Annotated in this window: 20 protein-coding genes; 2 read left to right on the forward strand and 18 right to left on the reverse strand. The window is 56.0% G+C overall.

What is annotated here, in order from left to right:
• Positions 1-39 precede the first annotated feature (39 nt).
• From HBN54_RS20455 to HBN54_RS20540, 18 genes are all read right to left on the reverse strand, one after another.
• On the reverse strand, positions 40-3,858 hold the full coding sequence (locus HBN54_RS20455; RefSeq protein ID WP_235955630.1) for a sensor histidine kinase: 3,819 nt from the start codon (positions 3,856-3,858) through the stop codon (positions 40-42).
• Positions 3,859-4,163: 305 nt separating this feature from the next.
• On the reverse strand, positions 4,164-4,448 hold the full coding sequence (locus HBN54_RS20460; RefSeq protein WP_317170258.1) for a DUF983 domain-containing protein: 285 nt from the start codon (positions 4,446-4,448) through the stop codon (positions 4,164-4,166).
• Between the two features lie 113 nt (positions 4,449-4,561).
• Positions 4,562-4,816, reverse strand: a complete 255-nt coding sequence (locus HBN54_RS20465) for a hypothetical protein (protein ID WP_210428132.1) — start codon at positions 4,814-4,816, stop codon at positions 4,562-4,564.
• A 39-nt stretch (positions 4,817-4,855) separates the two neighbouring features.
• Positions 4,856-5,431, reverse strand: a complete 576-nt coding sequence (locus HBN54_RS20470; RefSeq protein ID WP_168675095.1) for a DUF420 domain-containing protein — start codon at positions 5,429-5,431, stop codon at positions 4,856-4,858.
• Entirely contained in the window at positions 5,415-6,068 is a 654-nt protein-coding gene (locus HBN54_RS20475) for a thioredoxin domain-containing protein (RefSeq protein ID WP_168675096.1), read from the reverse strand. Before HBN54_RS20475 ends, HBN54_RS20470 begins: the two co-directional genes overlap by 17 nt.
• Positions 6,069-6,092: 24 nt before the next feature.
• Positions 6,093-6,437: a cytochrome C oxidase subunit IV family protein gene (locus HBN54_RS20480; protein WP_168675097.1), complete on the reverse strand. Its 345-nt coding sequence runs from the start codon at positions 6,435-6,437 to the stop codon at positions 6,093-6,095.
• 96 nt (positions 6,438-6,533) lie between these two features.
• Positions 6,534-7,307 carry a cytochrome c oxidase subunit 3 gene (locus HBN54_RS20485; protein WP_168675098.1) on the reverse strand — a complete coding sequence of 258 codons (774 nt, stop codon included), beginning with the start codon at positions 7,305-7,307 and terminating at the stop codon, positions 6,534-6,536.
• Between the two features lie 21 nt (positions 7,308-7,328).
• Positions 7,329-7,916: a cytochrome c oxidase subunit 3 gene (locus HBN54_RS20490; RefSeq protein WP_168675099.1), complete on the reverse strand. Its 588-nt coding sequence runs from the start codon at positions 7,914-7,916 to the stop codon at positions 7,329-7,331.
• Between the two features lie 94 nt (positions 7,917-8,010).
• Complete coding sequence (gene cyoE, locus HBN54_RS20495) at positions 8,011-8,862, reverse strand: heme o synthase (RefSeq protein ID WP_168675100.1); 852 nt, start codon at positions 8,860-8,862, stop codon at positions 8,011-8,013.
• Between the two features lie 66 nt (positions 8,863-8,928).
• The gene (locus HBN54_RS20500) at positions 8,929-10,071 is read right to left on the reverse strand and encodes a COX15/CtaA family protein (RefSeq protein ID WP_168675101.1); all 1,143 of its coding nucleotides are present in this window, start codon (positions 10,069-10,071) and stop codon (positions 8,929-8,931) included.
• A gap of 163 nt (positions 10,072-10,234) precedes the next feature.
• Positions 10,235-12,130, reverse strand: coding sequence for a cytochrome c oxidase subunit I (locus tag HBN54_RS20505; protein ID WP_235955631.1), 1,896 nt, complete (start codon positions 12,128-12,130; stop codon positions 10,235-10,237).
• Positions 12,131-12,152: 22 nt separating this feature from the next.
• The gene (locus HBN54_RS20510; RefSeq protein ID WP_168675102.1) at positions 12,153-13,226 is read right to left on the reverse strand and encodes a cytochrome c oxidase subunit II; all 1,074 of its coding nucleotides are present in this window, start codon (positions 13,224-13,226) and stop codon (positions 12,153-12,155) included.
• Positions 13,227-13,310: 84 nt separating this feature from the next.
• Positions 13,311-14,621 carry a quinol:cytochrome C oxidoreductase gene (locus tag HBN54_RS20515; protein WP_235955632.1) on the reverse strand — a complete coding sequence of 437 codons (1,311 nt, stop codon included), beginning with the start codon at positions 14,619-14,621 and terminating at the stop codon, positions 13,311-13,313.
• 6 nt (positions 14,622-14,627) lie between these two features.
• Positions 14,628-15,377 (reverse strand): c-type cytochrome, encoded by a 750-nt coding sequence (locus tag HBN54_RS20520; protein ID WP_168675103.1) that lies wholly within the window; start codon positions 15,375-15,377, stop codon positions 14,628-14,630.
• Positions 15,377-15,904 (reverse strand): DUF3341 domain-containing protein, encoded by a 528-nt coding sequence (locus HBN54_RS20525; RefSeq protein WP_168675104.1) that lies wholly within the window; start codon positions 15,902-15,904, stop codon positions 15,377-15,379. The genes HBN54_RS20520 and HBN54_RS20525 overlap by 1 nt, the downstream gene beginning before the upstream one ends.
• Positions 15,897-17,351, reverse strand: coding sequence for an NrfD/PsrC family molybdoenzyme membrane anchor subunit (gene nrfD / locus HBN54_RS20530; RefSeq protein WP_235955633.1), 1,455 nt, complete (start codon positions 17,349-17,351; stop codon positions 15,897-15,899). Before nrfD ends, HBN54_RS20525 begins: the two co-directional genes overlap by 8 nt.
• A 24-nt stretch (positions 17,352-17,375) precedes the next feature.
• Positions 17,376-20,390, reverse strand: coding sequence for a TAT-variant-translocated molybdopterin oxidoreductase (locus tag HBN54_RS20535; RefSeq protein WP_168675105.1), 3,015 nt, complete (start codon positions 20,388-20,390; stop codon positions 17,376-17,378).
• Between the two features lie 146 nt (positions 20,391-20,536).
• Entirely contained in the window at positions 20,537-21,868 is a 1,332-nt protein-coding gene (locus HBN54_RS20540) for a cytochrome c3 family protein (protein ID WP_168675106.1), read from the reverse strand.
• 525 nt (positions 21,869-22,393) lie between these two features.
• On the opposite strand from HBN54_RS20540, the gene rpsF reads away from it, so the two are divergent.
• Together rpsF and rpsR are read left to right on the forward strand one after the other, a co-directional pair.
• Complete coding sequence (gene rpsF, locus HBN54_RS20545; protein ID WP_168675107.1) at positions 22,394-22,771, forward strand: 30S ribosomal protein S6; 378 nt, start codon at positions 22,394-22,396, stop codon at positions 22,769-22,771.
• 54 nt (positions 22,772-22,825) lie between these two features.
• Positions 22,826-23,059 carry a 30S ribosomal protein S18 gene (gene rpsR, locus HBN54_RS20550; protein WP_035561439.1) on the forward strand — a complete coding sequence of 78 codons (234 nt, stop codon included), beginning with the start codon at positions 22,826-22,828 and terminating at the stop codon, positions 23,057-23,059.
• Positions 23,060-23,127: the final 68 nt, after the last annotated feature.

The following is a 23,127-nucleotide window of genomic DNA, read 5'->3' on the forward strand; positions in this document are numbered from 1 at the left end:
CCGGGGGTTTCGTGCCGTGGCGGGGGCTTTTGGGCCGTTTTATCCCGCCAGCGGCAGCTCGATAAAAAAGTCCGTGCCCTCCCCCACTTTGGTTTCGAACCAGATTTTGCCCCCGGCGCTCTCGATGCCGCGCCGGGCCACCGCCAGCCCAATGCCCGAGCCACTGGCCTTGGTAGTAAAATTCGGCACGAAGATTTTCTCGCGCACCTCCTCGGGAATGCCCGCGCCGTTGTCGCGGATGGCCACGCGAACGCTGCCCGCGCCAGCCGCTTCCAACGACACGTCGATGTACGGGGCGCGGCCTTCGGGCACGGCTTGGCGGGCGTTTATCAGCAGGTTGTTGAAGGTACGGACCAGCAGGTTTTCATCGGCAAACACCACGTAGCGGCCGGTTTCGGCATCCGGCGGCAGGTGCAGGGCCAGGGCACCATCGTCGGTATCGGGCTGGTGCAGGCCGGCGCAGCGGCGCAGCACGGCGGCGATATCCAGCCGCTCGGGGCGCATGGTGGGCAGGTTGGTGAAGGTGCTGAAGCTGGTGGCAATGTCGCTCAGCACGTCAATCTGGGTGATGAGCGTCTGGCTGATGCGGCCGATAAGCTCCTCGGCATTGGGGCGGCGCTCAGCAATGGCTTTCTGCAAAAACTGCAGGCTCAGCTTCATGGGCGTGAGTGGATTTTTGATTTCGTGCGCCACCTGCCGGGCCATTTCGCGCCAGGCCGCCTCCTTTTCCTGGGCGGCCAGCTCGCGCTTGCTAGCCTCCAGCTTGGTGAGCATGGTATTGTACTCGCGCACCAGCAGGCCAATCTCGTCGTCGGAGCTGCGGTAGTCCAGCAACTCATTTTCGCCGGTGAGCGTGGTTTTCGTAAGCTTTTCGGTGATGAGCTTAAGGGGCGCCGTGAGCTGCCGCGCCGCCACAAATGCCAGCCCCAAAAACAGCAGAAACATCAGCGTGAAGATGTTGAGAATCGTAGTAAACAGCTCTGTGAGCTTGGTATTCAGCGCTTTCTCCGAATCGAAGAACGGAATGCCCACGTAGCCCAGAATTGGGCCGGTGGGCAACGCGGTTTCGTCGAACGACGACCCGTCGTCATCATCAAACACCGAATGCACCGCGTAAACCGGCCCTTTCTTCGCAGGGCCATCGGCGCTGCCGTGCCCTAGTGCGTGCCCAGCCAAATCGGTCACCACGGCCTCGCCTGCCCCGGCCCGCACCGGCAGGTACAGCGAATTGAACGACAACGACCCGGCCCGCTCCGTGAGCAGGACGCGGGGCCGGTTGCGCTCGCCCAATGCCACCATGGCCTGCGGGTTCACCAGCGGCCCCAGCAGCCCGGCATCGAAAATGAGGGGCTGGCTGCTGGCCAGCAGCTCGCCGTGGGCATCATAAAGGTTGAGGTCGGTTTCGGTGAGGGCAGCCACGTTTTTGGCCAGCACAGCCAGCGTGGGGCGGGCCGTGCTGTCGGAAAGCAGGTGGCGCTGCCGGCGCAGGCTTTCCAAGGCCAGCTGGCCGCGCCGCTCATACGTGCGGGCCAGGTCGCGCTTATACGAGTCGATAAGCTGGCTGGCCGTGGCCACGCTCACCACCAGCAGCGGCACCACAATACCCACGTTCAGCAGCAGCTGAATGCGCGTGCTGAAATTGAGCCGGGGCAGCGCCCGGCCGCGCACCAGCAGGGCCACGCCGCCCAGCAGCAGCCAGAAAAACGTCGATAGCAAGAATTGAAACGAAAAATTGGCCAGCCAGTCCCCCAGCGAATATGTGGCCGTGGTCACCACCACGGTCCGGTCCAGCGAGCCCCGCACGGCAAACTGATGGAAGCCCTTGCGCGTGAGGCCCGTGGTGTATAGGCGGGGCTCGGTCAGCAGGGCCGTGGGCAGGCGGTTGGCGTAGTCAAAATCGCCTTCGCTGTACACCAGCCGGCCGTGGTTGTAGCCGGCATAGCTCAGCTCGGTGGCTAGGCCGGGCTCAAAGAATTTCTGGTCCACCAGCAGTTCCGGCAGCACGCTGTAGGAAGTGAGCTTCTTGAGCGTCAATTCTACCCGCACGGCCCCCAGCGGTAAGCCAATTCCGTTCACCCGCTGCCCCGGCACGGTGATGTGGGCCACGTAGCGCCGCGAGCCAAACGGATTATCAGACTGCACCAGAAACACGCCGGCCTGCCCCGTGGGCTTGGCCAGTCGCTCAGTAGTTGCGCGGGCTTCGCGTAGGCTGGGAGTTCCTGTTGGGGCGCCCAACGGGTCGCCCGCCGCATCATATAGCGTGATGTTGCTTTCGTATTTATCGAAATAGTCGCTCAGGTATTGCCGGGCAATGCGCTCGCGCACTACTTCGGGACGCCCAAAAGCGGCCGTGAGCGCCCGCCGGACAAACGGGTCGTGCGCAATTTTGTGCATCTTCTCACTCAGCAGAAACTCTCCCTGAAAATCGTTATCAACCAATAGATTACCCGCCAGTCGCTGCTTATCAACCAGCACCTGCTTTTCGAATCGGGAATACAGCGCCAGTGCCCCGGTAGCCGCCGTGAGGGCCAGCAGCAACACCAGCAACACCGACGATTGGTAATTACTGGTAGTGGGCGCGGCCCGTAGGTTTATGGCCCGCACCAGCGCGGCGAACAAAAGCAAAACCCCTACCAGCAGCACCCACGGCTCACCCAGTACCAGCCCCGCCCCCAGCACCGGCAGCGTAGCCAGCGCGGGAGCCAGCAGCAGCAGCCGGCGCGGTACATGCTGCAACAACGCGCCTGCCAGCTGCGTCAGGCCGAACAGTCCGGCCAGCCACGCGGCGGTGTGCAGCAGCACCGCCAGTGCCAGCACCGCCCAGAATCCCGTCACCTGCACGCTTCGGCTCACATCGAGGCTCAGCTGGGAACCGCCAAAAACCGTGTTATAATAGCTAAACAGCAGTCCCAGCCAACCACAAAAAGCCGCCCCCACCGCTACTGCAGCCATGACCTGTCGGCTTAGCGCACGCGGGGCCCGCACCCGCTGCGGCACCCGGAAATACCGCCACAAAGCCACGCCGCCCACGGCTAACAGCAAAGCCAGCAGGGAATCGAGCAGTAAGTCGCCCAGCGAGGGCGCCCACCACGCGGCCGCATACACCCGGGGGTCAAATAAGGGCAGTTCGATAAAAGAATACGGCAGCCCCAAGTACAGCAGTAGCGCCCGCAGCGCCACCAAAGGCACGACCAATGCAGCCACAGCGGCCAGCGGCCGCCCGGCCTGCCACCAGCGCCATGCCAGCAGCAGCCACCCCATGGCATATAGCAGGCTGCCCAACGCCAGCAACGCCAGCGGCACGTACTGCCCGGTGAGCGGATTGGGCTGCAAACGCTTGATAGAAAACAGGTAATGGCCGTCGGGTGTCTCAAACCGGGCCGGGCCGTGGACCGTGCTGTCCGCCACCACCTTCAGTTCCAACCCGCGAAACAGCGCCTGCTCGCCGCCCTCCCGCAGGTAGCGGTTGCTGATGTCGTAGTGCCGTTCCAGAGGCAGGTAAACGAGAATCAGGTGCCGCCCCGCCAGTCGACGCAACTGCAGGAACTGGCCCATCGACGTTTCCACAAGGCGCTCGGCAGTTGTGCGGGCTGCATCCTCCTGCGGCCGCAACGTCGCATCGGACCAGTAGCGCAGGGCACCATTTTCCAATACGCAGGTAGGGTACGTAGTCTGGGCAATAAGCTTTTGGAAGCTATAGTTACCGCGCGACAACTCGGCCGCCACCGTATCGGCTTCGCGGCGGGCCGTGGTTTCGGCATTCCGCACCAGCTGTTGCAGGCGCGCCACATCGGTACGCTGCACCATGCCCGGGGCTTGCGCGTAGCGGCTGGCCAGGTAACCACCTACAAAGCACAAAACCGCTCCCAGCAGTAGCAGCCAGGGTAGCCGCCGCTGTGAGTAAGCTGGTTTCAGGAATGAGCCGGGAGAAGAAAGCGGGTGCAAAAAAGGAGCTGTGAAGTCGTTAATCCGGCGCAGTAAAGGCAGCCCACCCAAAGTAAGCACGTTACCGGGTCATGAGGCCTTACTTTTCGAAGCAGTGCCAGCATTCGAATGAGATGCCTCCCGTAAAGGAGCATTCATTCAAGTGAACCGCAAAATCCAAGCCTAATAAAAAAGGCTGCCCATGGGCAGCCTTTTTACAATCTTCAAAACACTTGTTTCTAGCGGCTTAGATAGCGAGGGTCGAAGCTAGCCCCACCAACCCCGTAGAGCATCACGGCCCGCGCATAGCGGAATAGTAGCGGCGTTACGGCCAATACGGCTACGGCCACCGTGGTCACATACACCCACAAGGGCGGGTCGTTGGCGAGATAATAGAGCAAAAACCCAATTCCCAGCAGCACTGCCGTCGAGAAACCCGAACTGATGTACATCGCTCCGTAGTAAAATCCTGGCTCCGGCTCATAAGTCTGATGACAGACCGGACAGGCTTCGGGCATCTCCATAAAACTGGTGCTGAACGCCGCATGCGTAAAGAGCTTACCCGTATGGCAACGCGGACAGCGCAGTTCCAGCAGCGCCCGGACTGTAGATGCAACAGCCTTAGTGGGCTGCTGCACTATGCTTTGGCCGCCTTGGGGTGCGTGCGACGATACCAGAAATAACCTACCGCTCCCATCAAAATATAGGGAACCGTCATTATGTACAGGATGCCCTTGTTGAGACCGGCCACATCGTAATCATCACGCTCCTGCCGGGCCGCTTCTACTTGCGACTTACACATCGAGCATTGCGCCTGGGCAGCCAGCGGCGCCAAGCTTAGCATCACACCCAGGAACAGGGTAAAAGCAGCGGCAAAAAAGGTCTTTTTCATAATAAATCAACACGGAGATTAAAGCAAAGTTTCTTATTATCAGACATAATACGGCGAAATCATGAAATACACGATAACGCCCGTGACTGATACGTACAGCCAGACCGGAAAGGTCCAGCGCGCAATGGCTTTGTGCTTGGTGTACTGTCCCGTGAGCGCGAAATAGAGCGTAAACAGCACGAGTCCTACCGTCACCACCGCGAGGCTGATATGGGTAAGCAGCAAGACGAAATAAATCAGCCGGGCAGCCCCTACCCCACCAAAGTGCGTGCTTTCTACCTGCGAATGATACGCCACGTACGACAGCAGAAACAGCCCCCCCAGGGCGAAGGCCGTGCCCATGGCAGCCCGGTGGGCCAGCACATTCTTCCGGCGGATAAAGTAATACCCAATCAGTAGGGCCACGGCCGTCAGTGAGTTCAGGCCGGCATTCACGGCTGGCAGCATGCGCAGGTACGCATCAGCCCCATCAATCTTGAAAATGCCCTTGAAATAGAACAGTATTGCTACCAGCAGCGGCACCACGATGCCTAGGCCACCAAGGATGATTTTATAGCGCGTATAGTCCCCGGGGGCCATTACCGGGGGATGCAGTTGTTCAGTGGGGGTGTTCATAATCGTAGAGCTGCACGGTTACTTCCGTGAGTAAGCGGTCTATTTCGCGTCCGTCGGTGCCATCGTAAATGCCACGCACCCGGCGCTGATTGTCAACCAACAACAGCCGGCCGGCGGGGATGTTGGCCGTGTACACGGCCCCCGGCAGTCGCTTGGGGTCGGCGGTGAGGCGAAACTCCTGCTGCGTGAGTTTTTTGAGGGTATCGGCCGCACCGGTCAGGAAAAACCATTTGCCGGCAATTGTTCCGTACCGTTCAGCCAAACTGTCTAAAAGAGCATCTTCGCGTTTGCCACCATCTAATATAATTGTCACCAAACGCACTTTGGGTTCCTTTCGAAACTTCTCCTGGACTCGCAACAGTGCACGGGCCGTCTTGATACTGGCCGCATCATCGCCGTAAAACTGAGCGATGTATAGACCACGTCCCAATTCTTGGCTACTCACCAACCGGCTCGTTGAAGCCGATAGCTGAAACGGCGCGATTTGGTGGAAAACAGTATCGCGCTGCCACTCCCCGCCAACCTGCGTGGAATCCACACGGTCGGGCAGGTAAGTTGGCAGCGCGTAACGGTTGGAGCCGAAGCGGAACAGGAACAGGAAGGCCAGTACTGGCACCAATAGCAGCAGCCCCAGCAAAATGGTTTGGCGGGGCCGCATCTGCTATTTAAACATGCTTTGCAGTACTTCGCCCATGAACGAGCCTTCGGTAATCAGTGCCACCAACAGCCATATCAGCAAGGATACCGGCACCAGAATGGTCCAAATCAGTCCTTTGGTTTCATGCTTCAGGTGCATGAACTCAGCCACGATAAAGAAGGCTTTCATGATGGTGAGCACAATGAAAATGCTGTTGCGCAGCGTGCTCGGGTGCATCAGGAATACGAAAACGAATTCGACGGCCGTGATACCAACCAAGATGCCGAATACCCGCCAAATCCAGGCGGTGTTTGGCTTGGCGATTTCACCCGGGGCAAGGGTGTGTTCAGTAGTTGCGTGAGAAGCCATTTGTGGGAGAATTATAAACTACAAATTACGAATTATGAGTTAGGCAAATCGCCCCACTCACATTCATAATTTATAATTAAAAATTTATAATTAAAATTAAACGAGGTAGAAGAAGGTGAATACGAACACCCACACCAAGTCTACAAAGTGCCAGTAGAGGCCGATTTTCTCAATCATCTCGTAGTGCCCGCGCTTTTCGAAGGTACCGTTGGTGGTAGCGATAAAGCACCACACCAGCAGGCAGACACCCGAGAATACGTGCGTACCGTGGAAACCGGTGATGAAGAAGAACAAGTCGGCGAACAGCACGGGTCCGTACTGGTTCATGGCCAGATTAGCTCCGTGGAACACGGTACCGTCGGCCATTACCGTGCCTTCGGTGTGGCCGTGGATGAAGTGACCCCACTCCCAGGCCTGACTAGCCAAAAAGGTAGAGCCAAACAGGATGGTCCAGAGCAGCCACTTTTGCACATCGGCTTTATCCATGCGGTGGCCGGCTTCTACGGCCAGTACCATCGTCACGGAGCTCAGAATCAGAATCATGGTCATCAGGGCCACGAAACCGAGCGGAACGTTGGCCTCGCCCATGCCGGGGAAGGCATTGAATACGTGGTCAGGGATGGGCCACCAGCGCGTGCTGAACACGAAATCTTTGGCTTCGCCCGTAAAAACCTCGTGCTTATGGCGAATCATGCCATAGGTGGTGAGGAAGGCGGCAAAGGTAAATGCGTCAGAAAGCAGGAAGAACCACATCATCAGCTTGCCGTAGCTCGCTTTGAAGGGTTCGTTGCCGCCATCCCAGTTGCCGGTGCGCGGGGCGTCGTGAGTAGCGGAAGCCGCAGGATGCGGCAAAGTGGTCGGTTGGGCCATAGCAGACAGCGTAACGTCGTTTTAGTGGTTCAAAAGTAAGAACAAATACAGGTACAGCCAAAGCCCGCCCAGGAAGTGCCAGTATAAGGTAGCATTGCCGATGGAGAGCAAGGCGCGCGAATGCACCTGATAATTAAGCGTCCGCCTGAGTACTACGGCCAGAAAAATAAGCCCCGTAACCAGGTGAAAAGCGTGCACACCCATCAAAACGTATACGAACGAACCGGAAGGATTGGCATCGGCTCCGCCAAAGTATGTGTTGCCGGCCACTAGGTCGCCGAAACTATGGTACTGTCCCACCAGGAAAGCCAGCCCAAGTACCAGCGTGACAATCATACCGATTTTCACCCGGTTGATTTCGTCCTTACGTGCTGAGAAGTAGGCCCATTGCATGCTCGCACTGCTCAGCGCAATCAGAATGGAGTTGATGAGAAGTGAAGCCGGCAGGTCAAACTCGCGCCAGTTGCCTTCATCGCGGCGCACGATGTAGCCGCTGGTGAAAGCCGCGAACATCATCACAATGCTGAAAATAAGCAGAATAAGCAGCACGCGCTTGGGGTGCCAGCCTAGTCCAACTTCCTTTTCGGATAACGTTTCAGAAGGATTCATAATCTAGATATTAGGGGAATTGGTTGACGTTTTTTTAGTTGCTGGCAGCCCATTTTTTATTCCAGGCAGGCAACTAGCTATTAACAACCAACAGCTATATTTTGTCCAGTACCAAAGCAATTTGTACGATAGGCAGGTACAAAAAAGAAGCAAACATGATGCGCAGTGCCGCCTTGCGCGACTGCGTACGCATCAACTGCACCGTGAGCAACAGAAACAGCACGCCCGCCACTACCGCTACCAACGCCGAGATACGACCGGAAATATTGAATTCCAGTGGCAACAGGCTAAGCGGAATCAGCAGCAGCGTGTAGGTCATTATCTGAAACGCCGTGCGCAAGTCGCGGTTGCCGGGCGAGGGCAGCATTTTGAAGCCGGCCCGCTTATAATCGTCGTCGGCCACCCAGGCAATGGCCCAGAAGTGCGGAAACTGCCACATGAACTGAATCCCGAACAGCACCCAGGCCTCTACCCCAATGTAGCCAGTGGCGGCCACCCAGCCGATAAGCGGCGGCAAACCACCCGGCACGGCGCCTACGGCAACACAGATAGGCGATATCGTTTTAAGCGGCGTGTAGATGAATCCGTACAGGATAAGCGACAGAAGCGACAGCCCTGCGGTGAGCGGGTTGAACAGATACCACAGCAGCCCCAGCCCGGCTACCCCCAGCAACACGCAGAAGACCCAGGCTTCGTTCGGCGATAAAATGCCCATTGGAAGCGGGCGCTTGGCCGTGCGGGTCATTAGCTTATCCAGTTCCCGCTCGTGAACCTGGTTGATAATGTTGGCCGAGCCAGTTACGAGCAGGCCACCCAGCATCACCAGCAAGGCCCGGCTCCAACTGAAATCGTGTGCTCCCAGCATATACCCGATGGCGCTGGAAAACGCTACTGTGAGCGAAAGCCGGAATTTGAGCAGCTGAAAATAGGCGCGGGCCTTAACCATCAATTGTACTTATAATTTCGTTGTGAGGTCCAGCTTGTCGAAGATGCACCCAACGGGGCCGCAAAGTTACGCAACAACCCGCCGGGGTGCATCCGTGGGTGCAATAGTTTCCGTGCTTTTGCGCGACCGGGCCACGGCCAGCAACGTCAGAAACTGTACGCCAAACAATACAGTAGCCAGCGTGAGATGCACTGGCTGCACCACGGCCGGCAGTGCAAACGACGCCAGCACGATTCCGGCCAGAATTTCCAAGCCAATCAGGCTGAGCGTGGCCGTAACCAGATTGCGCAGACGTTTTTGGGCAAGCTGCCAAATCTCGTAGCCCACGTAAACGTTCAGCAGCAAAACCGCAGCCGACACCGTACGATGCAGGCTGAACACGCTACCCAGCTTGCTCACCCAGTTTTCGCGCCCAACGTAGTCCACTGCGGCCGATACAATGTCTACTTGTTCGCGCACCTGCGTCCCCAGCACAATCTGCCAGAACGTGAGCAGCAGCGCGGCCCAGAGCCACATTTGCAAAGCGGCCGCTGGACGCTTTATCCCGGCACTCGCATCAATCAGGTCCGCTTCCGGCAATCGCGATGCAACATCGCCTTGCCCCCACCGCGCCCGGTCAACAGCGTACAGTAGTAGCGCTACTATCACCAGCGCCAGCGCCATGTGCACTGTCACCATCACGGGCAGCAAATTGGTGGAAACCACCAATGAACCCAAGTAGCCTTGCACCCCCGTCAGAATAAACGAAGCGAATGCCAGCCAGAAAATAGTGCGGTCGCGCCGCCAGTAAGGCAGGGCAAACGCAACTGTGAGGAAAACAAATACTCCAATCAGCGCGCCCAGCAATCGATTTACGTACTCAATCCAGGTTTTCACCGGGTTGAAATCTGTTTCAATGTATTGCGTGGGATGGGCAAATATGCTGCCCGCAACCTGGGCAAAGCCCATTCGCTGTAGCGTTCGGGCCAGCTTCTGGTTTTTGGCCACCCGTTGCGCCGTGTATATCTCTTTGTAATTGGCCGGTAGCTGGCTGGCTTCGGTTGGAGGCACCCATTGGCCAAAGCATTTAGGCCAATCGGGGCATCCCATGCCACTACCGGTACTGCGAACTACTCCACCCACCAGAATCAACAGGTAAACGCTCACAACGGTGAGAATACCCACAAAACGGAAACGCCGTACGGCAGGGCTCAAATGAAATTTCTCCATAGTGAAAAGGCGAGACTGCCATAGCCCTGCGCAACCGCGGGACACAGGTAAAACAGACTATTGAAGGGATTGATTAAATCCCATGAACCAAAAACGGGCCGCCGGTTAGGCGGCCCGCTTCGGGACTTTACCAAGTAGCTTGGTTTAATCAGGCTTTTGCTAACTAATCAGCCAACTCCTGCTCGTATGGCAAGTTAGACGACTGCGTTTGCGAGTACGGCACGTTCTGGGGAATAAAGTCCACATCCGAGCCGGGCTTGCTGTAGTCGTAGGGCCAGCGATACACCGCTGGAATCTCGCCGGGCCAGTTACCGTGGCCGGGCTCAACCGGGGTAGTCCACTCCAGCGTGGTTGAGTTCCAGGGATTCTCAGTAGCACGACGGCCGCGGAAAATGCTGTAGAAGAAGTTGAAGATGAAGATGAACTGACCAAGGAAGGCGATGATAGCCGCAATCGAGATGAACTTGTTCATGTCAGCGAACTGCGAGAAAGCATCGAAGCCAGTCCAGGCATAGTAGCGACGGGGGAAACCGGCGATACCAACGTAGTGCATCGGCATGAATACCAGATATACACCGCAGAAGGTCAGCCAGAAGTGGATATAACCCAGCTTCTCATCCATCATACGGCCAAACATCTTCGGGAACCAGTGGTAAACCCCGGCAAACAGGCCGAAGAAAGCCGAGCTACCCATCACCAAGTGGAAGTGAGCTACCACGAAGTAAGTATTGTGCATTTGGATATCGAGCGTAGCGTTGCCAAGGATGATACCCGTCAGACCACCCGAGATAAACAGCGACACAAAGCCGATGGCAAACAGCATGGCGGCCGTGAAACGGATATTACCGCGCCACAACGTTGCCAGCCAGTTAAACACCTTCACACCTGAAGGCACGGCGATAATCAGCGTCAGGAACATGAAGACCGAACCAAGGAAGGGATTCATGCCAGTCACGAACATGTGGTGAGCCCACACAACGAACGACAGCAGCGAGATGCCAATCAGCGAACCAATCATGGCGCGGTATCCGAAGATGGGCTTACGAGCGTTCGTAGCCAAAACTTCCGATACCATACCCATAGCAGGCATGATTACGATATATACCTCGGGGTGACCCAGGAACCAGAACAAGTGCTGGAACAATACCGGCGAACCGCCCTGGTTGCTCAATGCCTGACCGGCAATGTAAATGTCCGACAGGAAGAAAGAGGTACCGAAGGAACGGTCGAACACCAGCAGCAAAGCAGCCGAGAACAGAACCGGGAACGATAGGATACCCAGAATAGCAGTCAGGAAGAAAGCCCAAATGGTAAGCGGCAGCTTGCTCATGCTCATGCCACGGGTACGCATGTTGATAACCGTGGTCACGTAGTTTACACCACCCAGCAGCTGCGACACGATGAAGAACACCATGCTCACCAACCACAGCGTCATGCCAGCGCCGGAGCCAGGAATGGCCTGTGGCAAAGCACTCAGCGGCGGGTAGATTGTCCAGCCAGCAGCAGCCGGACCAGTTTCAATGAACAGCGAGGAGAACATGATAATGCTCGACAGGAAGAAGAACCAGTACGAGAGCATGTTCATGAAGCCCGAAGCCATGTCGCGGGCACCCACTTGCAGCGGAATCAGGAAGTTTGAGAAAGTACCGCTCAAACCTGCAGTCAGCACGAAGAATACCATGATGGTACCGTGCATCGTTACCAGTGCAAGATAAAACTCAGGGTTCAACTTACCAGCCTGAATCCAGCCACCAAGAACGGGCTTCAGCCACTCCATCGTGCCTTCGGGCCAGCCAAGCTGCAAACGGAACAAGCTGGAGAGAGTACCACCAATGATGGCCCACAGCATACCCGTAATCAGGAACTGCTTGGCAATCTGCTTGTGGTCCTGGCTGAATACATACTTCCACATCCAGTGCTGGTCGTGGTGCTCGTGCTCATCATGCTCATGGTGATGAATGTGGTCGCCGTGCTCGGTAGCCGGCACCGGAGCGGAACCAATACCGCCCTGCGTTTGCACGCCTGGAGAAAGATTTGGTTTGGGTGTCATGTCTGACATAGCAGAATACCGTTAGTAGTTATTAGTAAGAAGCAGCCAAAGGCACGGGAGCAGCTTCTTTTTCCTGAGGCGCGGTGGCTACGGGAGTAACCATCGATTTGGCCTTCTGTTTGAAAGCAGCCAACACATCTGGGTTTTTTTGAGCAAATGATTGCTGAGCGGCGTACCAGTTCTGGTAATCGTCCGGCTCATCTACAATCACAGTGGCTTTCATGGCGAAGTGGCTACCGCCGCACACCTGGTTGCAAGCCAGCTCATAGTTGAACTTGGGGTTTCCCAGCTTAGCGCGCATCTCATCGGTGGTGGTGGTTGGCGTGAACCAGAAGCGGGTCGGCATGCCGGGCACTGCGTACATCTGCACGCGGAAGTGCGGCATATAAACAGCGTGCAGCACGTCGCGCGAGCGAATCTTAATCAAAACCGGAACGCCTTTAGGAACGTGTATTTCGTTGGTGGTGAAGTCGTCAAGCGAAGACTTATCGCTCAGGTCAAAGCCCCACTCATTCACGGCATCAATCATGCGGTAATTGATAACACCCAGCTTCATGTCGCGGCCGGGGTAACGTACCAACCAGTTAAACTGCTTGCCCATTACTTCCACAACTACCGAGTTTTTGGGAGCTGGACCAGTAATACGGGTCCATGCTTTCCAACCAGCGAAAATCAGCGAAGCCATTACAATGGCCGGGATAATCGTCCAGATAACCTCAATCGTGTTGTTGTGCGCAAAGAAATAAGCCCGACGGCCTTCCTTGTGCTGGTACTTATAAGCATACCAGAAAAGTAACGCCTGAGTGATAGCAAATGCTACCCCAATCACTGCCATCGTAATCCAGAACATACGCTCCATCTGATGGCCGTGTACGGAAGCAATGGGAGGATTCATCTTGCTGAAATTTTCAACAAACGAATAAGCAAACCACGCGCCCCCGCCAATCATGAAAACCAGCATTAGAATAGCGTTAACGCTATTGCTAGTGCCAATATCGCGGGTGAAAGTACCCGAGAAAATAGAGGTAAAAATCTGCAGGCGAAACAGCAGGCCGAATACGACCAACAGCAGCACCAACACCAGCAAAATGGTAAGAGCAGTCATTGAGTTTTTAGTATTGAGTACTAAGTATTAAGAACTGAGCGCAGATTTTGTTATCAACCTGCGCTCAGTTCTTCAATCTAAATTCTAGGTAGTGTGGTGAATGCTCTCGTCGAGGAACGGGTGGTTAACCGGTACCAAAGAAGCCGAAGCCAGACGACGCGTAAACAAGATGAGGAACGCCCCAAGGAAGATTGCAGCAATGCCAATCTCAATCAGGAACCCATTATCACCACGCAAAGTGCCCGGCATCAGCATCAAATAAAAGTCGGACCAGTGGCCACACAAAATGGCGATGGCAACGATTTTCATGATAATCATCTGGCGCTTCGCATCGCGGGTCATCAACCCCAGGAAGGGGAAAACGAAGTTGATTGCGATATTGAAAAAGAACAGGAAAGTGTAGCGGCCTTCAAAGCCACCGAGGCGCTGATTAAAATAAACGGCTTCCTCAGGAAGGTTTGCATACCAAATCAACATAAACTGCGAGAACCATACATAGGTCCAGAAAATGCTGAAACCGAACATCAGCTTACCCAGGTCGTGGATGTGGCTGGCGTTCAAAGCGCGCAGGTAACCAGCTTGCTTGAGGAAAATCGCAGTCAGTGCAATAGCTGCAATGCCCGATACCCACCACGAAGCGAAAACATACCAGCCGAACATGGTGCTGAACCAGTGGGTGTCAACTGACATCACCCAGTCCCAGGCCGACATCGACGAAGTCACCGCGTACAGTACCAAGAACAGCGCTGAAGCATTGATGCTTTTGTGAAACCAAACGGTACCACCATTCAGGTCCTCTTGCAGCGACAGCTGACGCAGCTTCCAGCTGAAGTAAGCCCAGATGCCGATGTAGATGATAGTGCGGATGAGGTAGAAAGGCAGGTTCAGAAAACCGCTTTTGCCGGCGATGATGGCATCGTAATTCGGGCTGCCCTTATCCATGATACCCTCGTGGGTCCAGTGGAAAATGTCGTGACGACCAACCAGAAAAACAATGAGCATAATCACACCACCCGGAATAACCCAGGCGCTGAGAGCTTCGGAGATACGCTTTACCATTACCGACCAGCCAGCGTAAGCTACGTAGTTGATGGCCATGAACACCGTACCAACGGTAGACACGCCTAGGAAAAACAGGTTGCTGTGCCAGAGGCTTACGAGTACGCGCTTAACCAGCACGGAACTACCCTCTTCGTGGGCAGCACCGTGCGCAGCGGCTGCATGACCTGCAGCTTCGCTATGCTCGGCCGCCCCCCAGCCCATTACCTGAGCCAAGATACCAATAATGAGTAATACCACACCGGTGACGATGATGGCAATAAATGTTTTACGGGCGCCATCCGTAACGACGAGCTGTTCAGCCGTGGCGCTTTCGTGGTGCGTCAGAGTTGCCATAGTGCGTTAGTTGGCGGTGCCGTTAGTTGCTTGGGTTTTGCCTTCGCCGGGGGTTTCGGACCCGGTGCCAGCCTGTGCCTGCCCTACGGGGGCAGTATTGGTGGCATCTTTCGTTTCAGTCGAGTCGCTGGTAGTCGTGTTGGTCGGGCCTTTGGCAACTAGCTTGCTGAGTGCATCAGGACCTTCACCACGCTGCAGAACGCGCACGTACATCGCAATCTTCCAACGCTCTTCGGGGTTCACCTGCGAGCCGTGGGGCATCATGCGGTTGCGGCCCCACTGGATGACGTGATAAATGTGGCCATCATTCATCGTCTTGTAAGCACCAGCCGAGTAGTTTGGCACACCTTTGAAGATGATACCAACCGGGCCCTGGCCATTGCCTTGCTCACCGTGGCAGTGCGAGCAAATGCGCGTGTAAAGCACTTTGCCTTCTTCCAGGTTAGCCTTGGTGTAGGCATAAGGATTGTGAAGCACCCGCTCCGCAATCCGTACACTATCCTTCGGGATGTGGTCGAAATAGTTGAGCTTGCCACGGGGCACAGTTCCATTTGCAGGAGTGCGCTCATTGATACCAAACGAATTCACGGTGTTAAACGTGGTCTGGCGCAAGGGCTCGTAGGGGATGGATTCGTACATCTCCGGGGCATATTCTACGCCGGGGTCGTTTCCGTCGTGGGTGCAGGCCGTGGTGGCCAGTCCCAGGGACAGCAGCAGCGCCGAAACGCGCAGGCTCAGGGTCAGCGGATGCGTCATTAGTTGTTGGTCATTTCTTTTTGGTTGACTTCCGAAGCGCCGTTCTCGCGCAGCAGCTGGGTCAGCCGGGGAAATTGCGAGCTGGTTTCATCCAGTTCGATGGCCATTACGAACTTGTCGTCGGTGGCGCGTACGTCCATCACCGGCACTTTAAAGCGCGGATACAAACCCGTAATCGTGAAGAAGGTGATGGCCATGCCGTGGCAGGTAAAGAACACCGTCAATTCGAAAGCCACCGGCACAAAAGCGGGCAGTGAGATGTGCGGCTTGCCGCCGATAATCATCGGCCAGTCGAAACCGAGCATGTAAATCTGCATCCACAGTGCAAAGGCAAGGCCCGTCATGCCAAAGAAGAAGGCAGCAATAGGCAGGCGCGAACGTTCGATGCCAAGCGCATCGTCGATGCCGTGGACCGGGTAAGGCGAAAACACGTCGTGGATTTTCACACCGGCGGCGCGCACGTTCTCAACGGCGTGCAGCAGTACATCCTCGTCTTCGAAGATGCCAAGGGCGAAGCGCTTAGTCATGCTGGTTATAAGTTACGGGAGCCGAAGCAGGCACACCTGGCGTAGAAGTTTGAACGGGGGCGTGGTGCGCCTTTGAGGGATTGTAAGTCGGACCGTTATCAACGGTGTACTTCAGGATGGTTTTCACCTCGGCCATGTTAATAACGGGGAAGAACTTGGCGAAGAGCAGGAACAGCGTGAAGAACAGGCCGAGCGTACCAACGTACAGGCCGATGTCGATAATCGTAGGCGAGAACATTGCCCAGCTCGATGGCAGGTAATCACGGTGCAGCGAGGTCACGATGATTACAAAGCGCTCGAACCACATGCCGATGTTAACCACAATCGACAGTGCGAACGTGAGCGGAATGCTGTAGCGCACGCGACGGAACCACACCAGCTGCGGCGTAATCACGTTGCAGGTCATCATCGAAGCGTAAGCCCACCAGTAAGGACCGGTAGCGCGGTTGATGAAAGCATATTGCTCAAATTCAACCTGCGAGTACCAGGCAATGAAGAACTCCGTGATATAAGCCACACCCACGATGGAGCCGGTTACCATCATGATTTTGTTCATGAGGGCGATATGCTCCAGCGTGATGTAATCTTCGAGGCGGAAAACCACGCGGGTAATCAGCATCAGGGTAAGCACCATGGCGAAACCCGAGAAGATTGCACCCGCAACGAAGTAGGGCGGGAAGATGGTGGTGTGCCAGCCCGGTACTACCGAGGTAGCAAAGTCCATCGATACAATGGTGTGTACCGAAAGTACCAGCGGGGTCGAAACACCGGCCAGAATCAGCGAAACCGTTTCGTAACGCGACCAGGCTTTGGCCGAGCCTTTCCAGCCAAAGCTCAGCATGGAGTAGCTGAACTTGGCGATTGGGCCCTTGGCACGGTCACGAATCGAAGCGAAGTCGGGAATCAGACCGATGTACCAGAACACCAGCGACACGGTGAAGTAGGTCGAGATGGCGAATACGTCCCAGAGCAGGGGCGAGTTGAAGTTGGCCCACAGCGAACCCAGCGTGTTTTGCAATGGGAATACGTAGAATGCCAACCACGGACGGCCCATGTGCAACACCGGGAACATGGCGGCGCAGATTACGGCGAAGATGGTCATGGCTTCGGCGGCGCGGTTGATGGAGCTCCGCCATTTCTGACGGAACAACAGCAGTACGGCCGAAATCAGCGTACCGGCGTGGCCGATACCTACCCACCACACGAAGTTGGTGATGTCCCAGGCCCAGTTCACGGTTTTGTTCAGGCCCCACTCGCCGATGCCGTACCATACGGTGCGGTATACGGAGTAGAAGAACACTCCCAGGAAGAACAGCGCCACGCTCAGAGCGGCCATCCAACGGAGGTTGGGCTTGGCTTCGACCTGATAGCAGATGTCTTGCGTTACGTCGTGTAACGTCTTACCGCCAGTTACGAGCGGCTCGCGTACGGCTGATACGTGCTGCATAGTTGATATAGATTAAGCGTTTTCTTAAGCTTCTTGGCCGAAGAACTCCGACTCAGAGTTCCGAATCTTCGTCAGGTACGTCACGTTCGGCTGCACGTTGATGGAGTCGAGCGAGTGGAAAGCGCGCTCACCATCTTCACGACGGAGAAGCTGGCTGATGCGGCTCTTCGGGTCTTTCATATCACCGAACACGATGGCGTCGGTGGGGCACGACTGGGCGCAGGCGGTTACAATCTCGCCATCAACCGGGCGGCGCTTCTGCTTTTTAGCTTCGAGCTTACCGAGCTGAATGCGCTGCACACAGAACGAGCATTTTTCCATCACACCACGGGCACGAACCGTCACGTCCGGGTTCAGCACCATGCGGCCAAGGTCGGTGAACATATGGCCGTTCACGATTTCAAACTTCTCATTCGAGTAGTACGAGAACCAGTTGAAGCGACGCACTTTATACGGGCAGTTGTTGGCGCAGTAGCGCGTACCGATGCAACGGTTGTAGGTCATCTGGTTGAGACCTTCCGAGCTGTGTGTGGTAGCCAGTACCGGGCACACCGTTTCGCAGGGTGCGTGGTTGCACTGCTGGCACATCATCGGCTGGAAAATAACCTGCGGGTTCTCCGAAGGGTCTTCCATGGCGGCGTAAGTAGCCACTTTGCCTTTGGTATCGAAGTCGCTCTTGTGCGTATCCGAGCTATAGTAGCGGTCGATACGCATCCAGTGCATCTCGCGGCGGTTGATAACCTGCTGCTTGCCCACTACGGCGGTATTGTTTTCGGTCTGGCAACCAATCACACACGAGCCGCAGCCAATGCACGAGTTGAGGTCCACGGCCATGCCCCAGTGGTGGTTGTTATACTGATAGTCCTGCCACAGCGATACTTTGCTGGGGGCTTCCATGCCATCGGGCGTAGAAACTTTTTCGTACTCAGTTACTTCTTTCGGGTTCTTCTTGTAGTTGGCCAGCGTATTCTCCTGCACTACCGGGCGGCGGTCCATCAGCGTTTGGTGCGTCTGGGTCTGCGCGATGGGCGAGGTTGCGCTGGTCTTCTCCAGCGTCACCACGTTCATATACTGAATACCATTGGCCATCAATGCCAGCGGAGCAGCATTTTCGCCTACTTTATCACCGGCTTTGCCAGCCATTGTACGGCCGTAGCCGAGAGCAATGCTCACGGTACCGTTGGTTTGGCCGGGCTGAATCAACACGGGCAGCTCAATGCTGTGGCCGTTAGCCGTCACTTTTACTACGTCGCCCTGCTCCCACTTGTTGGTAATAGCCATGGCGCGGGGTATAGCTACATAGTTACCCCAGGTTGCTTTCGAAATCGGGTCGGGCAACTCTTGCAGGAAGGGGTTATTGGCTTCGCAGCCGGTGGCGCTCAAGCCTACTTTCTCGTAGAGAGCCAGCTCAACGCCGTTCTGCTTGGCAGCACCGCTTAGCTGCGAGGCAGCAGCGGCAGCGCTCATCGCTGTCATGGCGGGAGCGGCGGGCAGAGCGGTGCCCATGGCCACGCCGTCATGCACTACTTTATCCCAAGCCGCATCGGTGGGAGTAATGCCGCGCCAGTTGGCGCGCAGGAAACGGTAATAAGTCGTGTTGTTGCCAGCCCAATGCAACAGGCTCTCCTGCGCCTGGCGGGTTGTGAACAGCGGCGTAATAACGGGCTGCGACAAGCTGAGGAAACCCGTCTTGGGCTCAAAGTCGTTCCACGACTCCAGCCAGTGGTTGTCGGGAGCAGAGTATTGGCAGAGGCTGCCGGTTTCGTCCAGACGGTCGTTGAACGAAATGGTCAGCGGCACTTTGGCAATGCCTGCCTTCACCTTATCGCCCATCGGGTGGTTGAACACCGGGTTGGCATTGTAGAAAATCACGGCGCCTACGCTGCCATTATTCATATCGTTCACCAGCGCGGCCATGCGGGCGTCGTCGCCTTGGCGCACGTTGCTCGAAGCCGTACCGATGGTAGTGCCTCCATTGCCGAGGGCTTGGTTGATGGCGGTAACCAACGACTGCACAGCCGGGTCGTTCGAACCCGAAACCACTAAACCAGCGCTGCCGCTTGCCTTCAGCTCAGCGGCGGCGGTAGCCAGCTGCTTGCCATAGGGCGTGGAGGTTGAAACACTGCCGCCGCTTACTACAGCGTTATACAGCGCCAGCGCGATGGCGCCCTGCTGCGAAGGCTTCACCGGCACACGCACGTCGGCGTTGGAGCCGGTGAGCGACATGGCAGTCTCGAACTGGAAGTGGCGCGACATGGTGCGCTTATTCGTGCTCACCTTGCGGTTTACCACGTACTGCTTGGCATACTCAACCGGCGAAATCCAGGTGCCAAGAAAATCGGCCCCGAGGCTCACGATGACGTTGGCTTTGCTGAAATCGTAGCCGGGCACCACACCACCGTTGGCTTGCAGCAGGCCGGTGGCCGACTGCGCGTCATACATAACGTGGGTAGTGTTGGGGTAGCGGGCAGCGAATTCGGCAATTGCCTTCTTCGTGCTGGGGCTGATAATCGTGTGCGACACGATGGCAATGCGGCCCGTGGTACCCGCCAGCTTCGTGCGGATTTCCTGGTCTACCTGCTTCATCTCAGCCTTCTGGCCTTTGATGGCGAAGTGCTGCAGACGGCCACCGTCGTACAGGCTCAGCACGGCGGCTTGAGCGCGGGCCGACAGACCACCTTTGGTGATGGGCGACTCGGGGTTACCCTCCAGCTTAATCGGCCGGCCTTCGCGGGCTTTTACCAATACGGCGTTGTAGTCCGAGCCAGTGAAGTATGTAGAAGCGTAGAAGTTGGAAATGAGCGGGTCAATTTCCTCGGGCTTGTTCAGATACGGAATGGCTTTGATAACCGGCGTCTCGCACGAAGCAAGTACGGCGGCACCTACGCCGAAACCCATTAGCTTGAGGAAGTCGCGGCGGGGAGCCGAGGTATCATCCTTGCTCTCATGGCTCTCCTTTACCGGCATGAACTCGGCAAAGGCCGATTGCATGAACTCCGGGGCGCTTTCCAGTTCCTCAATTCCTTTCCAGTACTTCATTTTTGGGGACTTAGGGACTCGGCAGCTTGGGACTTGGCCCACAGCCGCGAGGTACTTGAATTTATAAGCGAAGTCGTTTTTATTGGGGTAGGATAACGGGTAGAATCCAAGGAAATCAAGTTTCCACGACTCTACCCGTTAGCCAATTAGTAGTGGCACTTCGAGCACTCGGTGCCGCCGTTCGACGATACGGTGAAGGGAGCGCCGGCATTCTTGGTGTCGTGCAGCTTCACGAGGTTGTCGTAGTACTTGTTGTCTTTCGTGTTGAGGGGCATCTCGCGGTGGCAGTTGATGCACCAGCCCATGGTGAGGGCCGAATATTGGTAAACCACTTCCATGTTCTGGATTGGGCCGTGGCAGGTCTGGCACTGGAGGCCAGCCACCTGCGTGTGCTGCGAGTGGTTGAAGTACGCCAGGTCAGGCAGGTTGTGAATACGAACCCACTGAATCGGCTGTTTACGCTCGATGGCGCGGTAAATTTTCTTGATTTCGGGCGACTCCGTCTTAATCTGCGAGTGGCAGTTCATACAGATGTTGGCCGAAGGAATGTTGGCCGACTTGCTCTTGTACACCGACGTGTGGCAGTAGGCGCAGTTAATCTGGTTGGTACCGGCGTGCAGCTTGTGCGAGAAAGCAATGGGCTGCGTGGGCTGGTAACCTTGGTTCAGGCCAACGGCCATCACGCTTTGTACGCCTTCGTAAAGTAAAACCAGCGCGAAAACGACACCTACAATACCACGCAGCACGGGCGAGCGGTAAAACTTACCCCAGTCGAAGCGCTGCTCCAGAATTTCGATGTCGCGGCCGTCGAGGTCTTTGCGACCACGCAGCACGTCTTTCATCAGATTACCAATGATAACGAGCGTTACCACCAGCACAATCAGCACAACTACAAGGACAATGAGGAGGATGTCCATGTATTTGCCAGCGCCGGCTTCGGCACCACTGCCAGCAGCGGCCCCGTCAGCAGCAGGAGCGTTTCCGGCGGTAACACCGGCTACAGCGGCGGTTTTACCTTCTTCCGAAGTGATGTAAGCAACGATGGAAGTAATTTCCTTGTCCGACAGAGCAAAGGAGGGCATCTGCTGCTTATTGAATTTGTTGTAGAGCGCTACGGCATACTCATCGCCGCTGGCTACTACTTTGCTGGAGTTCTTAATCCAGGGCAAAAGCCAGGAGATGGGGCGACGCTTAGTGATGCCCCCGAGGGCGGGACCAACTACCTGCTCGTTAATGGCATGGCACTGGGCGCAATTGCCTTTGAAGAGGGCATCGCCGGCGGCGATAGCGGCGGCGTCACCGCCACCGGCAGCCGGGGCAGCAACGGTTGCGGGCGTAGCGGCAGCCGTGGCACCGGGGGTTACCCCCTCTTTTTTCACGGTGGCAGCTTCCTGGGCCGAAGCCTGCTGGATGCCGGCAAACGTGAGCACTAGCGCCAGCAACAGATGAGGTAAGGAACGAAGTCGAATGCTATTCATAAGAAAATAGACGGTAAAACGAAACGCTAGGGCATTTCAAGGCCACAAATGTAGGTCAGGAATCGTAGGCGGCAAAAACTGAAATACAATTTCCGGGCATTGGCAGCCGTTTACATTGGCCCTTTTGCGGGCTTTTAGCGGCCAGGCAGACGATAAATGGCATCGGATAACGGGGGCTTAACAGCGACAAGAAGCAGCTGACAGCCATAGGTTAGGCGGTGATTTCTAAAGTACTAAATCGCAACTACTGACCGTGTGATTTGTTAGCTCGCGCCGAGGATTCAGCCGGATATTTTTCCTGTGGCGGACGAATTCAAGAGCTAGATTTTACCACCCTCCTACTCCTTATATATATAGGTTACACCAGCCCATGCTGCGGCTAACGAAGTTGCTGCCTGAGGAGTAAGCCCCGAGCATGGGAGAGGAATTAACGGGTATGAATGCTATACCCTTGGCAATGTGCCGGAAAGTCAGTACCTTTGCGCCCCAATCAATTTTTTTCACCCACAATTCACCCCCATCGTAATGGAACAAAGAAATTACGAGACGGTCTTCATCGTAACTCCCGTATTGAACGAGAGCCAGGTGCAAGAAACGGTCGAGAAGTTCACTCAGGTGCTTAAGGAAAATAGCGCCGCCCTTTTGTCAAACGAAGCCTGGGGCCTGCGCAAGCTGGCTTACCCGATTCAAAAGAAGAACACAGGCTACTATTTCTGCCTGTCGTACACTGGCGAAGGCAACATCGTAGACGTGCTCGAACTGGCTTTCCGCCGCGACGAGCGTGTTATCCGTTTCCTCACGACTGTGCTCGATAAGCACGCCGTGGAGTACAACGCCCGCCGCCGCAACGGCGAAATGAACCAGCAGAAGGCTGCCAAAGAAACCGAAGCCGTAGCCCAATAATTTAGCAACGACATGGCATCTCCCGCATTCAACCGCAACAACGACCGGTCGGCTATGAACAAGCCGCAGGACACTCGTAAGAAATATTGCCGCTTCAAGAAGAACGGCATCAAGTACGTGGACTACAAAGACCCGAACTTCCTGCTGAAGTTTGTGAACGAGCAGGGCCGCGTGCTGCCCCGTCGCCTCACCGGCACCAGCCTGAAATTCCAGCGCAAAGTGACTCAGGCCATCGCTAAGGCCCGCCACTTGGCCCTGATGCCGTACGTAGCCGACGCGTTGAAATAAATTATAAATTTTGAATTATACATTTTGAATTGACTGGGCACGTAAGTCGCTCATTTATGATTCAGAAT

The sequence above is a fragment of the Hymenobacter artigasi genome (genome assembly GCF_012275535.1).
Taxonomy (GTDB): domain Bacteria; phylum Bacteroidota; class Bacteroidia; order Cytophagales; family Hymenobacteraceae; genus Hymenobacter; species Hymenobacter artigasi.